15 protein-coding genes are annotated in these 16755 nt (G+C 60.9%); 5 read left to right on the top strand and 10 right to left on the bottom strand.

The window, feature by feature from the left end; genetic code table 11:
- Positions 1–86: 86 nt before the first annotated feature.
- A complete protein-coding gene (locus GV818_RS02305) occupies positions 87–824 on the bottom strand; it encodes a substrate-binding periplasmic protein (RefSeq protein ID WP_161758562.1) in 738 nt (245 codons plus the stop codon).
- Positions 825–1103: 279 nt separating this feature from the next.
- Here GV818_RS02305 and GV818_RS02310 point away from each other — a divergent pair, with 279 nt between their 5' ends.
- Positions 1104–1556, top strand: coding sequence for a GNAT family N-acetyltransferase (locus GV818_RS02310; protein WP_161758563.1), 453 nt, complete (start codon positions 1104–1106; stop codon positions 1554–1556).
- 3 nt (positions 1557–1559) lie between these two features.
- Here the strand turns inward: GV818_RS02310 and GV818_RS02315 are convergent, their stop codons facing one another.
- Genes GV818_RS02315 through GV818_RS02325 form a run of 3 tightly spaced genes read right to left on the bottom strand, consistent with a single transcriptional unit; the run spans position 1560 to position 4558 of the window.
- On the bottom strand, positions 1560–1856 hold the full coding sequence (locus GV818_RS02315; protein WP_161758564.1) for a winged helix-turn-helix domain-containing protein: 297 nt from the start codon (positions 1854–1856) through the stop codon (positions 1560–1562).
- 23 nt (positions 1857–1879) lie between these two features.
- Complete coding sequence (locus GV818_RS02320; protein ID WP_161758565.1) at positions 1880–2392, bottom strand: M48 metallopeptidase family protein; 513 nt, start codon at positions 2390–2392, stop codon at positions 1880–1882.
- Positions 2393–2434: 42 nt separating this feature from the next.
- Complete coding sequence (locus GV818_RS02325) at positions 2435–4558, bottom strand: putative bifunctional diguanylate cyclase/phosphodiesterase (protein ID WP_161775739.1); 2124 nt, start codon at positions 4556–4558, stop codon at positions 2435–2437.
- A gap of 320 nt (positions 4559–4878) precedes the next feature.
- Between GV818_RS02325 and GV818_RS02330 the strand changes: the two genes are divergently transcribed.
- A complete protein-coding gene (locus GV818_RS02330) occupies positions 4879–5550 on the top strand; it encodes a polysaccharide lyase family 7 protein (RefSeq protein WP_161758567.1) in 672 nt (223 codons plus the stop codon).
- Positions 5551–6016: 466 nt separating this feature from the next.
- Here GV818_RS02330 and fba read toward each other — a convergent pair whose 3' ends face one another.
- The 6 genes from fba to tkt form a co-directional block, all read right to left on the bottom strand.
- Positions 6017–7081, bottom strand: a complete 1065-nt coding sequence (gene fba, locus GV818_RS02335; RefSeq protein WP_003229012.1) for a class II fructose-bisphosphate aldolase — start codon at positions 7079–7081, stop codon at positions 6017–6019.
- Between the two features lie 210 nt (positions 7082–7291).
- Positions 7292–7621 carry an MliC family protein gene (locus tag GV818_RS02340; RefSeq protein WP_011063956.1) on the bottom strand — a complete coding sequence of 110 codons (330 nt, stop codon included), beginning with the start codon at positions 7619–7621 and terminating at the stop codon, positions 7292–7294.
- Positions 7622–7681: 60 nt separating this feature from the next.
- The gene (locus GV818_RS02345; RefSeq protein WP_161758569.1) at positions 7682–7903 is read right to left on the bottom strand and encodes a hypothetical protein; all 222 of its coding nucleotides are present in this window, start codon (positions 7901–7903) and stop codon (positions 7682–7684) included.
- 32 nt (positions 7904–7935) lie between these two features.
- Positions 7936–9099: a phosphoglycerate kinase gene (locus GV818_RS02350; RefSeq protein ID WP_161758570.1), complete on the bottom strand. Its 1164-nt coding sequence runs from the start codon at positions 9097–9099 to the stop codon at positions 7936–7938.
- A 17-nt stretch (positions 9100–9116) separates the two neighbouring features.
- Positions 9117–10196, bottom strand: coding sequence for an erythrose-4-phosphate dehydrogenase (gene epd, locus GV818_RS02355; RefSeq protein ID WP_161758571.1), 1080 nt, complete (start codon positions 10194–10196; stop codon positions 9117–9119).
- Between the two features lie 153 nt (positions 10197–10349).
- Positions 10350–12347, bottom strand: coding sequence for a transketolase (gene tkt / locus GV818_RS02360; protein WP_161775740.1), 1998 nt, complete (start codon positions 12345–12347; stop codon positions 10350–10352).
- Between the two features lie 260 nt (positions 12348–12607).
- Here tkt and GV818_RS02365 point away from each other — a divergent pair, with 260 nt between their 5' ends.
- From GV818_RS02365 to ligB, 3 genes are all read left to right on the top strand, one after another.
- Complete coding sequence (locus GV818_RS02365) at positions 12608–13603, top strand: ArsR/SmtB family transcription factor (protein WP_161775741.1); 996 nt, start codon at positions 12608–12610, stop codon at positions 13601–13603.
- A gap of 19 nt (positions 13604–13622) precedes the next feature.
- Positions 13623–14813 carry a methionine adenosyltransferase gene (gene metK / locus GV818_RS02370; protein WP_161758574.1) on the top strand — a complete coding sequence of 397 codons (1191 nt, stop codon included), beginning with the start codon at positions 13623–13625 and terminating at the stop codon, positions 14811–14813.
- A gap of 226 nt (positions 14814–15039) precedes the next feature.
- Positions 15040–16710, top strand: a complete 1671-nt coding sequence (gene ligB, locus GV818_RS02375; protein WP_161775742.1) for an NAD-dependent DNA ligase LigB — start codon at positions 15040–15042, stop codon at positions 16708–16710.
- The last annotated feature ends 45 nt before the right edge of the window (positions 16711–16755 follow it).

Consider the following 16755-nt stretch of genomic DNA (forward strand, 5'->3'; position numbering starts at 1 on the left):
CGCGGGAGCTGCGTGAAATCCGGGGGCCTCTTCGCTGGCAAGCCAGCTCCTACACAAGCCAGCGCCTGCACCAGCCTACTGCCCGGTTACATGCCGTGCTCGCGCAACAGGCGGTCGTAGCTGCCATCCGCTTTCATCGCGGCAATTTCCTGATCGAACCTGGCAACGATCTGCGCATGCTCGGGATTCTTCAGGCTCACCAGGATATGCAGGCTGTTTTCGCTCAGGGGCTTGGGCAGGAACTCCACCGCGTTGCGTACCCGCGGTGACTCCCGGGCCAGGTAGTAACGGGCAACGTATTCATCTTCCAGGGTCAGCTTGACCCGGTCCGCCGCCAGCATGCGCACGGCCATGGCGAAGTTGTGCACCGGAACCTTCTGCAGGTCCGGGTCATTGTCGAACTCCGGGGAATAGGCATAGCCACGCACCACCGCCACCGGATAAGCGTGCAGTTGCTTGAGATTGTTGTATTCCAGCGGGGCGTCCTTGCGCTTGATGAAGCGCACCCGGTTGAGCATGTACTCCGAAGAGAATTGCCCCAACTGAGTGCGCTCCTCGTTGTACCAGGCATTGACCAGCACGTCGTAGCGCCCCTCGCCAATACCCAACAGGGCCCGAGCCCAGGGCACCTGTTCAAACTCGCTGGAGTAGCCGGCGCGGGCCAGGGCAGTACTGACAATATCGGTGGCCACGCCGCCGTTGACCAAGGTCGCGTCAGTAAAGGGAGGCCAGGTGTCAGCGACCAGTCGCAGCTTCTGTGCAGAAGCGCTCTGGTCCAGCAACAGCAATCCGATCAAAGCCAAAGCTCGATGCAATCGCAGCATGCTAAAAGATCCTTAGCGGGCACGGAGCCCGGCGCGTACCAGCTCACACTTAAGGGACCCTACCGACACTTGGCAGGTCGACCCCAGGCCCTAACATTAGCTCATCGAAAGCGATGTACAGGAGTTGAAAGCAGATTACACAAAGAAGACAAAAACCAGTGACAACAAATAGTGGCATTTTGACCTAACTCACAGAAACAGCCTCTGGGTGATACCTGACAAGACATCCCGCGGCGATGTGCTTACTATCTCGTGCAGCACTTTTCACAGGATATGAACATGGCCATCGAATGGGTCTGCAAACATCACACCGATCTGGGTAAAGAACAGCTGTACGCCATTCTGCAACTGCGCACCGAAGTGTTCGTGGTAGAGCAAAAATGCGCCTATCAGGAAGTTGACGGCCGCGACCTTGAAGGCGACACCTGCCACCTGATGGCCTGGGACGGTGACCGTTTGCTAGCCTATCTGCGCCTGCTGGACCCGATCTCCCAAGGCGGCGACGTAGTGATCGGCCGTGTGGTGACCGCCGAGCAGGCTCGCGGCCAGGGCCTGGGCCACGCCTTGATGGAGCAAGCACTGAAGCAGGCACAACGGCACTGGCCCGAGACTCCGATCTATCTCTCGGCCCAGTCACATCTTCAGGCTTACTACGCAGGCTACGGGTTCATTGTGGCGAGCGAGGAGTACCTGGAAGACGATATCCCGCATATCGGCATGCGCCGCCCCTGAGCCTCAGGGGTACCCCAGCACCGCCTTGATCTGCCGTAGATTGGGCTCGATCCAGCCTTTGTCGATCGCCCCCCAACTGTGGATCCGATAGCGCCCGGCATGATTACGGGCGCCATCCTGCTGCTCGAACTCACAGAGAATATCCAGCTCCGCCAGCGCGGTGATGGTGTCCTGGGCGGTGCGCCGGGGCATGCCGGTCACTTCGCTCAACGCCGGTACGCTACTGGCCAGGCCACTGTCGATCAGGTACGCCACATACAGGCGGCGGTAGAAACTGCTCTTGGTCTTGCTTACATCCATCGCCCACTCCTTGTCGCTAAGGGTTAATCCGACGCCACTGCCTTGGTTTGCAGATCGCGCCAGGTCAGGTAGACCCGCAGGTCGAATTCCAGCTGGTGATAGCCCGGCAGCATATGCTCGCAGAGCTTGTAGAACGCCTTGTTGTGATCGGATTCCTTGAAGTGCGCCAGCTCGTGCACCACGATCATCCGCAGAAATTCCGGAGCCGCTTCCTTGAACAGCGAGGCGATGCGAATCTCCTTCTTGGCCTTGAGCTTGCCGCCCTGCACCCGGGACACGGTAGTGTGCAGGCCGAGGGCGCGATGGGTCAGGTCCAGGCGGTTATCGAACAGCACCTTGTCGATCGCCGGTGCATTGCGCAGGTACTCCTGCTTCAATTCCAGCGCGTAGCTGTACAGCGCCTTGTCACTCTGCACCGGGTGTTTCTGCGGATAGCGCTGGTTCAGGTAGTCGCCCAGACGCTCTTCAACGATCAGTTGGCGCACTTGCTCTTGCAAGGCAACGGGGTAGGCCTGGAGGTATTTGAGTGCAGTCATGAGAGGGCAACGCAAGGTGCAAAGGTCAGCAGTGTAGCGAATTCAGGCCTGCAACGCGCTCCAGTCAAAAGGCTGGGCAAACTGACTGGCGGTGCTGGCGGTCAGTGGGCGCGCCACTAGGAAACCTTGCACGTACTCACAGCCGTTGGCTTTGAGCCATGCGTACTGTTCAAGGGTTTCTACACCCTCGGCAATCACCAGCAAACCGAATTGCCGGCACAGATCAATCACGCTGCGGGCGATCGCGGCATCCCGCGGCGAGGTGAGCAAGCGCGCGATCAGATGACGGTCGAGCTTGAGGGTGTCCAATTGCAAGTCACGCAGGTAAGCCAGGCAACAACTGCCCGAGCCGAAGTCGTCCAGAGCCACTCGCACTCCCAACTGATGCAGCAGCTGCAACTGTTTGCGGGTGTCATCCAGGTTCTGGGTCAGTGCCGCTTCCGTGACCTCGACCTCCAACTGGCGAGGTTGCAGGCCATGGCACAGCAGGACCTGGCGTAGTTCGCTGGCCAGGTTGGGCATGCCGAACTGGGTGGCGCTGAGACTGACCCCCAGCACCAATTCCGGACTGAACACCTGCTCCCAATCCTTGCGCTGGGCGGCGCCCTGTTGATAGATCCAACTGCCCAGGCGACTGATCAGCCGCGCTTCCTCCAACAAGGGCAAGAACAGCCCCGGCGGTACATCGCCGACACTCGGGTGACGCCAACGCAACAACGCCTCGAACCCTCGCAAGCGCCCATCGGCAATCGCCACCTGGGGCTGATAGACCAGGGTGAACTCCTTGCGCTCCACCGCACTGCGCACGCTTTCTTCGAGCATCAACCGGGAACGCGCGCGGCCGTTCATTTCGTGGTCGTAATAACGATACTGCTGGCGACCGGCGCGCTTGGCCTCGTACATGGCAATGTCCGCCGCCCGCAGCAAGCCATCCAGGTTGGAGCCGCAGTCGGGGTAGATGGCGATGCCGATACTGGCCCCCAGCACCACCTCCAGGCCATCGATCTGCTGGCTGATGGACAGGCGTTCGATCAGCTTCTCGGCGATTTTCGCCGCCTGTTCGGGGAGTCTCAGTTCCAGTAAGGCGGTGAACTCGTCACCGCCCATGCGCCCGAGAATGTCGAATGAATGCAGGCACTCCTTCAACTGTTCGGACACCCAGCGCAGTATCCGGTCGCCGGCATCGTGCCCCAGGGAATCGTTGACGCGCTTGAAGCCATCAAGATCCAGGTACAAGAGGACCAGGGTCTTGCCCGAGCGATCACTGCGCAACAGGATGTTTTCCACCGTCTGGTAGAAGCCGCGCCGATTGAGCAACCCGGTCAGCGGATCGGTCACCGCCTGGTATTCCAGTTGCTGATGCAGATGATGCACCTCGGACATGTCCAACAGGGTCACCACCATCGCCTTCTGCTCGCTGGGCAAGGGCGCGCAGGACAATGCCACGCTGAGCTGCTGGCCGGGAACGGTGCGTAACAGCGCGTCATGCAAGCGATAGGTTTGTCCCTGGCGATAGCAGGCGAACAACTCGGATTGATGCCAGTCGGGAACATGGGGCTTTTGCAGATAGTTGAGGAAGAGCGAACCTTCCAACTCTTTCACCTGGGCACTGAGCAAGCGTGAAACCGCCGGATTGGCGAAGCGTACCCGCCCGTCCTCGTCCACCACCAGGATGCCTTCGGCGGCGTTGTCCAACACCGAGGCATTGAACGCCCGGGCCACTTCCAGGTCATGACTGAGGTGCTGCAGCGCCCGGCGATTGCGCTGGTGTTCCAGCAGCGCCTGAACCTTGGGCTTGAGGATCTGCGGGTCGAAAGGCTTGAACAGGTAATCCACCGCGCCGTTGGCGTAGCCCTTGATCACCGCGTCCTGGGACTGTTCGTTGGCCGTCAGAAAAATAATCGGCGTCAGACGGGTGCGCTGGCTGCCACGCATCAGCCTGGCCACTTCAAAGCCGTCCATGCCGGGCATCTGCACATCCAGTAAGACCAGATCCACCTCATGCTCGAGCAGCAGGCCCAGGGCCTCAATGCCTGAGGCAGCCGTCATCACCTGCCAATCCTGACGCTGCAACAGCGCGCGCATGCTTAGGAGATTTTCAGGATAGTCATCGACGATCAAAAGAGTGGAGTGGCCTTCAGTTGCCCCCGGTTGCACGCATTCCATGCTGCTTCTCTTGTCTGTAATGAGATCGAACTTTTGAGAAAAACCTGACAAATACTGAGGTTTCACTCTAGACCCGGATATACGAAAGCAGAAGCTGTCAGCACACCATCACTCCATCAATGGCCACGACTCCCGACTAACGGTCACACTTTGGCCGCGCAAAAACCGGGACAGATGGCAATTTGATACTTTGCCGGCGTCATATTTCCGCCACACGGACCTCGCCAGACACCTGCACTGCGCTATAAAGACGCCCGAAGAAGCGCAGACTAAAGCCTTCGGCTTGCTGCAACTGACATGCTCTTGGGGAAACATCGACCATGATCGACCTGGCAACCTGGAACCTCAGCGTTCCTGTCGGCAGCCCGCCGACAACCATCGACACCCCGACACTGGTCAAAGGCTTCAAGGACCAGTACTTCCACTCCAACACCGGCACGTTGTTTTTCTGGTCTCCGGTTACCGGCTCGAGAACCGAGAACGCCATCTACCCGCGCACCGAACTGCGCGAGACCTATGCCAACGGCACCCTGCGCAACTGGACCTATCCCGAAGCGGACAATCTGCTGTCTGCGACCCTGGCGGTGAACCAGGTGCCTTCGTCGGGCAAGATCGTCATCGGTCAGATCCACGCCTACAACAGCACCAAGCCCCTGGTGAAAGTGGAGTACCAGTACAAGACCAGCAACAGCCGCGGCAACATCGTCGCCAAGGTACGCATGCGCCCGGATGACGATGAGGGCCGGGTGATCACCATTGCCAAGAACGTGCCCATGGGCCGAAAGTTTTCCTACCTGATCCACCTGAGCCCAGGTGGTGCCCTAGGGGTCAGTGCAGCGGGATATCAATGGGATGGCCAACTGAGCGCCAGCTGGCGCGACAAGCCGCTGTATTTCAAGGCCGGGGTTTATGTACAGGACAACAGCGGCTACACCAGCGAGGGCGGCAAGGTAACCTTCTCCAAGCTGGATATCGACCACAACAAAATCTAAACCCCCTCCCCGTGCAGGAGCCGGCTTGCCGGCGAAGGCGTCCTTGAACGCAGCGCAATCCCAAAGGGCCTCTTCGCTGGCAAGCCAGCTCCTACAGTAATCACCTGGATACCCCGTAGGAGCCGGCTTGCCGGCGAAGGCGTCCTTGAACACAGCGCAGTCCCAAAGGGCCTCTTCGCTGGCAAGCCAGCTCCTACAATAATCACCTGGATCCCCCGTAGGAGCCGGCTTGCCGGCGAAGGCGCCCTTGAACGCAGCGCAGGCCCAAAGGGCCTCTTCGCTGGCAAGCCAGCTCCTACAATAATCACCTGGATCCCCTGTGGGAGCCGGCTTGCCGGCGAAGGCGCTCTTGAACGCAGCGCAGTCCCAAAGGGCCTCTTCGCTGGCAAGCCGGCGGCTACGGAGGCGGGAATTCCGGGCACAAAAAAGCCCGCATCACTGCGGGCTTTTCGGAGGACGCTAAGGCTTAGTTGACCTTGGCGTTCAGCTCACCCTTGAGGTAGCGCTGGAACATCGCTTCCAGGGAGATCGGTTTGATCTTCGAGGCGTTGCCCGCAGTGCCGAAAGCTTCGTAACGGGCGATGCACACGTCGCGCATGGCGGTCACGGTAGCACCGAAGAACTTACGCGGGTCGAACTCGCTCGGGTTGGTGGCCATCAGGCGACGCATGGCACCCGTGGACGCCAGGCGCAGGTCGGTGTCGATGTTGACCTTGCGTACGCCGTACTTGATGCCTTCGACGATTTCCTCAACCGGTACGCCGTAGGTTTCTTTGATGTCGCCGCCGTACTGGTTGATGATCGCCAGCCACTCTTGCGGAACCGAAGACGAACCGTGCATCACCAGGTGCGTGTTGGGGATGCGCTTGTGGATCTCTTTGATCCGGTCGATCGCCAGCACGTCGCCGGTAGGGGGCTTGGTGAACTTGTAGGCGCCGTGGCTGGTGCCGATGGCAATGGCCAGGGCATCGACCTGGGTTTTCTTGACGAAGTCAGCCGCTTCTTCAGGATCAGTCAGCATCTGGCTGTGATCCAGCACGCCTTCGGCGCCGATGCCGTCTTCTTCACCGGCCATGCCGGTTTCCAGGGAACCCAGGCAGCCCAGTTCGCCTTCAACCGAAACGCCACAGGCGTGAGCCATGGCCACGGTCTGCTGGGTCACGCGCACGTTGTACTCGTAGTCGGTCGGAGTCTTGCCGTCTTCGCCCAGGGAGCCGTCCATCATCACCGAGGAGAAGCCCAACTGGATGGAGCGCTGGCAGACGTCAGGGCTGGTGCCGTGGTCCTGGTGCATGCACACCGGGATATGCGGGAACTCTTCGATGGCAGCCAGGATCAGGTGGCGCAGGAACGGCGCACCGGCGTACTTGCGCGCACCGGCGGAAGCCTGAACGATCACCGGGGAGTCGGTCTTGTCAGCGGCTTCCATGATGGCGCGCATCTGCTCAAGGTTGTTGACGTTGAAGGCTGGAACGCCGTAGCCGAACTCGGCTGCGTGGTCCAGCATCTGGCGCATGCTGATGAGTGCCATTGTGTGTCTCTCTCCCGGTCGAGGGTCGTTAATCGTGCAAGCCTGCCGTAGCGGCGACTGCTATTCAAGTGATTGCAGATCGGGGGTCAGCCCGCTCTGTTCTATGCGTTAAAACCAAATCTCTACAGCCCTGTAGGAGCCGGCTCGCCGGCGAAAAGGCCCTTGAGCCTTGCTCAGGTCTCGACGCCGCCTTCGCTGGCAAGCCAGCTCCTACATGGCCTTGCAGCCACGGCCGATCAGGTCATTGGTGGCGACCCAGTAGACCAGGCCTTCCTCACCCTTGACGTGAAACGCCAGCATGTCATCGCTGTACAGCGAGCCCGAACCGCTGGGCTCAAGCTTCAGGCGGCGCACCTGGTCGTCGCCCCCAAGGCGCACGTCGACAGCCTTGCGGCTGTCGTCGGTGTAGCGCCAGAGCACCTGGGCCTGGCTGTCGCAGGTCCAGGTCGTCCAGTTGTCAGTGGTCGGCGACTTGAGCAGGTTCAGGTTGGCGCAACCTGCAAGCAAGCCCAGCATCGCCACGGCGATCAAACCTTTCATCAATGTTCCTCGGCTGGCGCTCCACAGAGCGCCGCACGTCGCGTTATCCAGTCTGACCCGTCAAGGACAACCCTGTTCCTTGGCCTTTGACGGTGTCTCGTACTTCTCCAGGCCTTCAGGCCCCAGGCGCTTGTTGATCACCGGCGCCGTCTCGGCTTGCCAGTCGGCCTGATAACAGCCTTTCTCCGGCTCTCCGGCCTCGCTCCCCGACTGTGCTTGCGGGGTGCTTGAGCACCCTGCAAGCAAGGCCGCGGCAATCAACAGTGGCAACGTCTTGACCATCAGAACACTCCTTTGCCTGGCCAGAGAGGACCTCAGGCTTTAGCCCGGGCTTCCAGGACTTCAACCGCCGGCAGCACCTTGCCCTCGACAAACTCGAGGAAGGCGCCACCACCGGTAGAAATGTAGGAGATCTGCTGGGCAACGCCATATTTGTCGATGGCGGCCAGGGTGTCGCCACCACCGGCAATCGAGAATGCCGCGCTGTCGGCAATGGCTTGGGCCAACACCTTGGTGCCATGACCGAACTGGTCGAACTCGAACACGCCCACCGGACCGTTCCAGAGGATGGTCTTGGAGGACTTCAGCAACTCGGCGAATTGCGCGGCGGTTTGCGGACCGATGTCGAGAATCATATCGTCATCGGCTACGTCGGCGATCAGCTTGACGGTAGCTGCAGCGCTTTCGGCGAACTCCTTGGCCACCACCACGTCCACCGGCAACGGCACGCTGACCTTGGCAGCGATGGCGCGGGCGGTATCCAGCAGGTCCGGCTCGTACAACGACTTGCCCACCGGATGACCAGCAGCGGCGAGGAAGGTGTTGGCGATACCGCCGCCGACGATCAACTGGCTGCAGATCTGGCTCAGGCTGTTGAGCACATCAAGCTTGGTCGAGACCTTGGAACCGGCAACGATCGCCGCCATCGGCTTGGCCGGGTTGCCCAGGGCCTTGCCCAGCGCGTCCAGCTCAGCCGCCAGCAAAGGGCCTGCTGCGGCCACTTTGGCGAACTTGGCAACGCCGTGAGTCGAGCCTTCGGCACGGTGTGCGGTACCAAAAGCATCCATCACGAAGACATCGCACAAAGCAGCGTATTGCTGGGCCAGTTCATCGGCGTTGCTTTTCTCGCCCTTGTTGAAGCGCACGTTCTCGAACAGCACGATGTCGCCGGCCTTGACCTCGATGCCGCCCAGGTAGTCGGCTACCAGCGGTACCTCGCGGCCCAAGGCACGGCTCAGGTAGTCAGCCACCGGCTTGAGGCTGTTCTCAGCGGAGAACTCGCCTTCGGTCGGACGGCCCAGGTGCGAGCAAACCATCACGGCCGCACCTTTTTCCAGGGCCAGCTTGATGGTCGGCAGCGAAGCCAGGATTCGCGCATCGCTGGTGACAACACCGTCCTTGACTGGGACGTTGAGGTCTTCACGGATCAGCACGCGCTTACCTTGCAGATCGAGGTCGGTCATCTTCAACACGGTCATGGGTCGCAATTCCTGGGTTACTGGTCTTTAGAAGCAGATAGTTTAGAGACAGAACGTGGAGCAGCTGTTTGCAGATAGTGCCCTGCAACATCCAGCATTCGGTTGGCAAAGCCCCATTCGTTGTCGAACCACGCCAGGATGTTCACCAGCCGGGGGCCGGAAACACGAGTCTGGCTGGCATCGACGATCGCCGAATGGGGATCGTGATTAAAATCACAGCTGGCGTGAGGCAGCTCGGTATACGCCAACAGGCCCTTGAGCGGGCCACTGGTAGCCGCCTCGCGCAGGATCCGGTTGACCTCGCTGGCGTCGGTGTCACTCACGGTCTGCATGGTGATATCCAGGCAGGACACGTTGACCGTCGGCACCCGCACAGCTTTGGCCTGAATTCGGCCGGCAAGTTCCGGCAACAAGCGCTCGATACCCCGCGCCAGTCCGGTGGACACCGGGATCACCGACTGAAACGCTGAGCGGGTGCGGCGCAGGTCTTCGTGGTGATAAGCATCGATCACCGGCTGATCGTTCATTGCCGAGTGAATGGTGGTCACCGAGACGTATTCCAGGCCAATGGCCTGATTCAGCAAACGCAACAGCGGCACGCCGCAGTTGGTGGTGCAGGAAGCGCTGGACACCAGCAGCTCGTCACCGCTCAGGCAATCCTGGTTCACCCCGTAGACGATGGTGGCGTCGACATCCGCCTCGCTGGCCATCGGTTGGGAAAACAGCACTCGCGGCGCGCCGGCATCGAGGAAGCGCTGGCCGTCTTCCCGGGTGTGGTAGGCACCGGAACATTCCAGCACCAGATCGACGCCCAGGGACGCCCAATCGATGCCTTCGGGGGTGGCACTGCGCAACACTTTCACGCAATTGCCATTGATATGCAGACAGTCGCCATCGACCTTCACCTCGCCCGGGAACCGGCCGTGGGTGGAGTCGAAGCGTGTCAGGTATTCCACGCTGGCCATGTCGGCCAGATCGTTGATCGCGACGATTTCGAACCCGGCCGCAGCCCCCCGCTCGAACAGAGCACGCAAGACGCAACGACCAATCCGGCCGTAGCCGTTGAGTGCAACTTTATAGGGACGCGGTTGAGGCATGGGGTTCTCAATGACCGGTGATGAAACCGTCAGCTTCGTGCTGCCTGCGCCATCGTCATCGCGAGCAAGCTCGCTCCCACAAGGACGGTATACATCCCTGTAGGAGCGAGCTTGCTCGCGATTGCGTCAGCGCTGACAACCCGGCTTCCGGGTTTAGTCTTCCAGCAGCTCTTCGGCCTGACCCAGGATATTCTCCAGGGTGAAACCGAACTCTTCGAACAAGGCCGGCGCAGGCGCCGACTCGCCGTAGGTGGTCATGCCGATCACCCGGCCTTCCAGACCGACGTACTTGTACCAGAAGTCAGCGTGAGCAGCTTCGATGGCGATCCGCGCACTGACCTGCAACGGCAGTACCGATTGCTTGTAGCCCGCATCCTGGGCGTCGAACACGCTGGTGCACGGCATGGAAACCACACGCACCTTGCGGCCCTGCTCGGTCAGCTTGTCGAACGCCTGAACCGCCAGGCCCACTTCCGAACCGGTAGCGATCAGGATCAGTTCAGGCTCGCCTGCGCAGTCTTTCAACACGTAGCCACCACGGCTGATATCGGCGATCTGCCCGGCATCACGGGTTTGGTGCTGCAGGTTCTGGCGGGAGAAGATCAGTGCCGAAGGACCGTCCTTACGCTCCAGGGCGTACTTCCAGGACACGGCCGACTCAACGGCATCGGCTGGACGCCAGGTGTCGAGATTCGGGGTGGTGCGCAGGCTGGTCAGTTGCTCGATCGGCTGGTGGGTCGGGCCGTCTTCACCCAGACCGATGGAGTCGTGGGTGTAGACATGAATCACCCGCTGCTTCATCAGGGCCGACATGCGTACCGCGTTGCGGGCGTATTCCATGAACATCAGGAAGGTCGCGCCGTAAGGTACCAGGCCACCGTGCAGGGCCACGCCGTTCATGATGGCGGTCATGCCGAACTCGCGCACGCCGTAGTACATGTAGTTGCCGCTGGCGTCTTCAGCGCTGACGCCCTTGCAGCCTTTCCACAGGGTCAGGTTGGAACCGGCCAGGTCGGCCGAGCCACCGAGGAACTCTGGCAACAGCGGGCCGAAAGCGTTCAGGGTGTTCTGGCTGGCTTTACGGCTGGCGATGGTTTCGCCCTTGGCCGCTACTTCAGCGATGTAGGCGTTGGCCTTCTCGGCGAAGTCCGCCGGCAGGTCACCGCTCAGGCGACGCACCAGTTCATTGGCTTCGCTTGGGAATGCCGCGGAGTAGGCAGCAAAACGCTGATCCCATTCGGCTTCCACGGCGCGACCGGCTTCCTTGGCGTCCCACTCGGCGTAGATGTCGGCAGGAATTTCGAACGGGCCATGGTTCCACTTCAGCGCGGCGCGGGTCAGGGCGATTTCCTCGGCGCCCAGTGGCGCGCCGTGGCAGTCTTCCTTGCCCTGCTTGTTCGGCGAACCGAAACCGATGGTGGTCTTGCAGCAGATCAGGGTCGGCAGCGGGCTCTTGCGCGCGGTGTCGATGGCGGTCTTGATCTCTTCCGGATCGTGGCCGTCGACGTTGCGGATCACCTGCCAGTTGTAGGCTTCGAAACGCTTCGGCGTGTCGTCGGTGAACCAGCCTTCGACTTCACCGTCGATGGAGATGCCGTTGTCATCGTAGAAGGCGATCAGCTTGCCCAGGCCCAAAGTACCGGCCAGGGATGCCACTTCGTGGGAAATGCCTTCCATCATGCAGCCATCACCCAGGAATACGTAGGTGTGGTGATCGACGATGTTGTGGCCTGGGCGGTTGAACTGGGCTGCCAGGACTTTTTCCGCCAGGGCGAAGCCCACGGCATTGGCCAGACCCTGACCCAACGGGCCAGTGGTGGTTTCCACGCCTGGGGTGTAGCCCAATTCAGGGTGGCCCGGGGTGCGGCTGTGCAGTTGGCGGAAGCTTTTCAGGTCATCGATCGACAGGTCGTAGCCGGTCAGGTGCAGCAGCGAGTAGATCAACATCGAGCCGTGGCCGTTGGACAGCACGAAGCGGTCACGGTCGGCGAAGGATGGATTGCTCGGGTTGTGCTTCAGGTAGTCACGCCAAAGTACTTCGGCGATATCCGCCATACCCATAGGGGCACCTGGATGGCCGCTGTTGGCTTTTTGCACGGCATCCATGCTGAGGGCACGAATGGCGTTGGCACGCTCACGACGGCTGGGCATCGCTGATCTCCTGGGGATTGAATAAAACGAAACGGAAAAAAGGCCTGCATTTTCCCTCAGGCGTCTGGCGGGGGCAATGACAGATAGTCACTCAGGCATGTTTTTCCCATGGATAGATGCAGAATCGGCTGATGAAACTGCGCCACCGTTCGTTAAGAGAAGAAACCAAGGCTCTGGCACAGGAACCTCGCGACTCAATATCAAAACTTTTTGATATTGGTCTTGCAGGCTGTTCCCGCCATCACTAGACTGCTGCCCCTATGAATCTCCCCGCGCCCTCCATTCACCATGATGATTGCGACGACCTGGCTGCCTTGTGCAAAGCCGGTGGCGATCCCTTGCGGCTGAATGTATTGCGTGCGCTATCCAACGATTCGTTCGGCGTGCTGGAGCTGGCGCAGATCTTCGCCATCGGTCAGTCAGGCATGAGCCATCACCTGAAGGTCCTGTCTCAGGCCGGCCTGGTGGCGACCCGCCGTGAAGGCAATGCGATCTTCTATCGCCGCTCCCTGCCCCACACCGAGCTTCTGGGCGGCAAACTGCACGCAGCGTTGCTGGACGAGGTCGACCAATTGCCTCTGCCAACAGAGGTGCAGTCGCGAATCAGCCTGGTTCATCGGCAACGGGCCGCGGCCAGCCAGGACTTCTTTTCTCGGGTAGCGGAGAAATTCCGTGCCCAGCAGGACCTGATTGCAGGACTGCCCCAGTACCGCGAGAGCGTGCTCGCGCTGCTGGACAAACTGAGTTTCAACCCAATGGCCACGGCCATTGAAGTCGGTCCCGGCGACGGTGGATTCCTCCCCGACCTGGCCCGACGCTTTGCCCGGGTGACCGCCCTGGATAACAGCCCGGCGATGCTTGAACTGGCGCGCCAGCTGTGTGAACGCGAAACACTGGCTAACGTCAGCCTACAACTGGCCGATGCATTGAATGGCGTGCAACTCCAAGCCGATTGCGTGGTACTGAACATGGTCTTGCACCATTTCGCCGCACCGGCCGAGGCCCTCAAACAGATGGCCGACTTGCTACAACCAGGCGGCAGCCTGTTAGTGACAGACTTGTGCAGCCACGACCAGAGCTGGGCCAAAGAGGCTTGCGGCGATCTCTGGCTAGGGTTCGAACAAGATGATTTGGCCCATTGGGCCACCGCTGCGGGACTGACTCCCGGGGAAAGCCTTTATATAGGTTTACGTAATGGTTTCCAGATCCAGGTTCGCCACTTTCAGCGACCGGCTGGCAACACTCACCATCGGTAAATTTTAGGAAACCGTCGAGATGAGCGAATACTCCCTTTTCACCTCCGAGTCCGTGTCTGAAGGGCATCCGGATAAAATCGCTGACCAGATTTCCGATGCGGTGCTGGACGCCATCATTGCTCAGGACAAACACGCCCGTGTGGCAGTGGAAACCCTGGTCAAGACCGGTGTTGCCATCGTCGCCGGCGAAGTCACCACCAGCGCCTGGGTCGACCTGGAGCAGATCGTTCGCGACGTCATCTGCGAAATCGGCTACACCAGCTCCGAAGTCGGCTTCGACGGCGCGACCTGTGGCGTGATGAACATCATCGGCAAGCAGTCCCCTGACATCAACCAGGGTGTCGACCGTGCCAAGCCTGAAGACCAGGGCGCCGGTGACCAGGGCCTGATGTTCGGCTACGCCAGCAACGAAACCCAGGAGCTGATGCCAGCCCCGATCGCCTTCTCCCACCAGTTGGTGCACCGCCAGGCTGAAGCCCGTAAATCGGGCCTGCTGCCTTGGCTGCGTCCGGATGCCAAGTCCCAGGTCACTTGCCGCTATGAAAACGGCATTGTGGTCGGGATCGACGCTGTGGTGCTGTCGACCCAGCACAACCCGGAAGTGTCCTACAACGACCTGCGCGAAGGCGTGATGGAACTGATCGTCAAACACGTGCTGCCAGCCGAGCTGCTGCACAAGGACACCCAGTTCCACATCAACCCGACCGGCCAGTTCATCATCGGTGGCCCAGTGGGTGACTGCGGCCTGACCGGTCGCAAGATCATCGTCGACAGCTACGGCGGCATGGCCCGTCACGGCGGCGGCGCGTTCTCCGGCAAGGATCCATCGAAGGTCGACCGTTCGGCCGCCTACGCTGGCCGTTACGTAGCCAAGAACATCGTCGCTGCAGGCCTGGCCCAACGTTGCGAGATCCAGGTGTCCTACGCCATCGGCGTCGCACAACCGACCTCGATCTCGTTGAACACCTTCGGCACTGGCAAGATCAGCGACGACAAGATCATCAAGCTGGTCCGCGAGCACTTCGACCTGCGTCCTTACGCGATCACCACCATGCTCGACCTGCTGCACCCGATGTACCAGGAAACCGCGTCCTACGGCCATTTCGGCCGTGCCCCGCAGACCAAGACCGTGGGCGAAGACACCTTCACCACCTTCACTTGGGAAAAAACCGACCGCGCCGACGCCTTGCGCGCTGCCGCCGGCCTGTAAGCTTCACCTGGCAACATCCAAAGCCCCGCCCGGCATGCCCGGCGGGGCTTTTTTGTAGCCTGAGGTTTCGTCCCCAATCCGCCAAACAGCCATCCTGCCAGGAGCCGGCTGACCGCCGAAGGCGCTTTCAACCTCAGCGAAACACCCCGCAAATACCTGCCAGCGATGCCTTTCCCAGCACCACCTAACCTTCAAGGCATGCCAACCCAGAGCAAGGATGCTCCCCATGCTGCCAAGACTGTGCCTGCTGCTGACTCTCACTCCCCTGGCTGTCCAGGCCCAGTGCCCGGATTGGACTGCCCCGCAAGCCACCAGGGAAATCACCACGCTGCAGCAACAACTCAAACACTGGGACGACAGCTATCACCGTCTCGGTCAGTCACTGGTGGCCGACGAGTTGTATGACCAATCACGCCAGCGCCTGGATACCTTGCGCCACTGCTTCCCTCAGGCCTCCTTGCCCGTGGAGCAGCCCCTGGCCAGCTCCCGCGGCAGCATCCCTCACCCCATCGCCCACACCGGCGTGGCAAAGCTCCCCGACGCCAACGCCGTACAGGTCTGGCTCACGGGACGTGAGGATGTCTGGGTGCAACCCAAGATCGACGGCGTGGCCGTGACCCTGATCTACCGTAAAGGCCGCTTCCAGCAGGCACTGAGCCGGGGTGACGGCCAGCGCGGCCATGACTGGAGCAGTACCGCTCGACAGATTGCGGCCATTCCCCAGCAGTTGCCGCGCCCTATCGATCTAGTGCTCCAGGGAGAGCTCTATCAACGCCTGGACCTGCATGTGCAAGCGCGTACTGGCAGCCTCAATGCCCGCAGTCGGGTAGCAGGATGGATGGCGCGAAAGCAACTGGCACCCAGGGAAGCGGCGCAGATCGGCCTGTTTGTCTGGGATTGGCCACAAGGTCCCAGCACCCTGAATGAACGGCTGATGCAACTCGCCAGCCTTGGATTCCCCGAAGGCCTGGAATACAGCCGCGCCATCACCCACTTCAGCGACATCCATCTTTGGCGGGAGCATTGGTACCGCTCGCCTCTGCCCTTTGCCAGCGATGGCATCATCCTCCGGCAAAGCCGGCGCCCTGCCGCCGAACGCTGGCAAGCCCAGACTCCACAGTGGATCGCCGCCTGGAAGTATCCCCATGTACAGGCCCTGGCCAGCGTGCGCAAAGTGCAGTTCAGGATCGGTCGCACCGGACGCATCACCCCCCTGCTCGAAATCGACCCCGTGACCCTCGACGACCGGCAGATCCGCCGCGTTAGCGTCGGCTCGTTGCAACGCTGGCGAAGCCTGAACATTGTCCCCGGCGATCAGGTGGCGATCAGCCTCGCCGGACTGACCATCCCACGCCTCGACGGCGTAGTACTCAGGAGCCAACAACGCCCGCCCGTCCAGGCTCCGGCACAGGAGTCCTTTCACCCCATGAGTTGCTGGCAACCGTCACCCGGCTGCGAGAGCCAATTCCTGGCGCGACTGACCTGGCTCAGCAGCAAGCAAGGCCTGAACCTGCAGAATGTCGGCAGGCAAACTTGGGTCACGCTGGTTGAAACAGGCCGTATCAAAGGCCTTTTGGATTGGCTGACCCTCGATCAAGCAGAGCTTGCTAACATTGCCGGCTTTGGTGAGCGCAGCAGTGGTCGTTTGCTCAAGAACCTGCACAGCGCCAGGCAGCAACCCTTCGAACGCTGGCTGAAGGCGCTAGGCCTGCCACCCAGCGGCTCCGCCGACCTGAGCGGTCCGTGGCAGGCCCTGGCGCTGAAAGACCGCCAGGACTGGCAGAACGAAACAGGAATTGGTGCGGAACGTGCTGCACAACTGACGGCATTTTTTCGTGATCCACAGGTGCTGGCCCTACGCGCTACCTTGAGTGACGCCGGCATCGAAGGTTTTTAGTCCTTCATCTTGGGCGGGAGCGTTGAACCACCCAGGCAGGAATGG

It is taken from the genome of Pseudomonas sp. Fl4BN1 (assembly GCF_009908285.1).
Taxonomy (GTDB): Bacteria; Pseudomonadota; Gammaproteobacteria; order Pseudomonadales; family Pseudomonadaceae; genus Aquipseudomonas.